The sequence below is a fragment of the Campylobacter sp. BCW_6465 genome (assembly GCF_001762815.1).
GTDB lineage: Bacteria > Campylobacterota > Campylobacteria > Campylobacterales > Campylobacteraceae > Campylobacter_D > Campylobacter_D jejuni.
The window spans coordinates 1-1,444 of the sequence record NZ_MJXN01000026.1; the positions used below are offsets into that span (position 1 = coordinate 1).

The following is a 1,444-nucleotide window of genomic DNA, read 5'->3' on the forward strand; positions in this document are numbered from 1 at the left end:
CACCTTTATGCCAAGTTTTAAAAGATTCTAATAAAATTTTTCCTAGTTTATAAGATAAGTGTTCTTTATACTTTAAAGCTTCTTGGTAATCTGGATAATTTTCTAAAGGGGGTAGTTTTAAAGTTGGATCTTTTTTTATTTTTTGATAATATATTTTTTGATCTTGTTTGTAATTTAAAAATACTGATAACAAATATATTGGCATGAATAGAATACCAATAATACTTTTAGAATTAATAATCATAGTTTGACCTAATTTATAACAAAGCTGATTTTGAATTCTTTGTTTAGCTGTGCCATATAAATTGGTGTTAAAAATAATATTTTGATGCTTTAAACGAAACATCTTAAATATTACTTTAGAAAAATTTATATAAATTCCAATATTTAGCGGATCGAGATTTTTATTGATATCTTTTTGAAAAAGTTGCATACATAAAGAAGGCAAAAAATAATTTATTATAATATTCTTTTCATCATAAAAACTGTCTTCTATAGCTTTTTCAACCATTTTACTCCAACTAAAAAGACTGTAATATTTTTTAGCATCTTCATTTTTATTATAAAATTTAGACAAAAAATCAAGATATTTGGGTAAAATTATTTGTTCACCTATTTTACTCTGCCTCAAGGTTGTAGCATTGCTTCTAATTCGATAATTTATTATTTTTTTATTTAATAGAGATATTTTATTGCTTTTAAAAAATACCATAAAGCCAAAATAAACATCTTGATGAAAAATATAATCTAAAAATTTTATCTTTTGATTGCTCAAGTAATTAAAAGCAATCATCCCACTCCAAACAAAAGCGAAAGTTTGAATATTGCAATATTTATCCAACCATTCATCAGATATGATTATATCTTTTTTTATTCCCATATTATAACAATTAAACCAAGTCCACTCATCTTTTTTTTCCAAGCAATCTTTTTCATAAATTTTATTATAATCAAACCAAACCACTTCAACCCCATCCATTCTAGGAACACATTCTTCTATGCAATTTAATTCCCAATAATCATCAGAATCTAAAAAGATAATATAATCAATATCAGGAGCTTTAAAATTTAAAAGTTCATCTTTATTTTTAAAGAAATTTGAACTTTTATATATTTTATAAATATTATAAGGATTATCTTCATTGTCTAGTTTAAATTCTACTAAGGAGTTTTCTTTTAATTCTTGGGTAATATTTTTAAAATCATATTCTTTACTAAAGAATTCTATGCCTACATTACGAGCTGAAGATAAACCCCCATTTTCCTTATCAAAAAGTATAAATCTTTCATCTTTTAAAGTATATTCTTTGGCTATATTGAGTGAGTTTTCATCTGTGCTACCATCATTTACAAGTACAACTTGTAAATTTTTATAAGTTTGATTAACAACACTATCTAAACATTCTCTTAAATATTTTTCTACATTATAGATTGGGATAACTAC

The 1,444-nt window shown here is 23.7% G+C and carries 1 protein-coding gene; it reads right to left on the bottom strand.

The features are described from left to right. The coding region (locus tag AJ886_RS10715; RefSeq protein ID WP_070287071.1) for a glycosyltransferase family 2 protein at window positions 1–1,444 on the bottom strand (1,444 nt) is incomplete at both ends.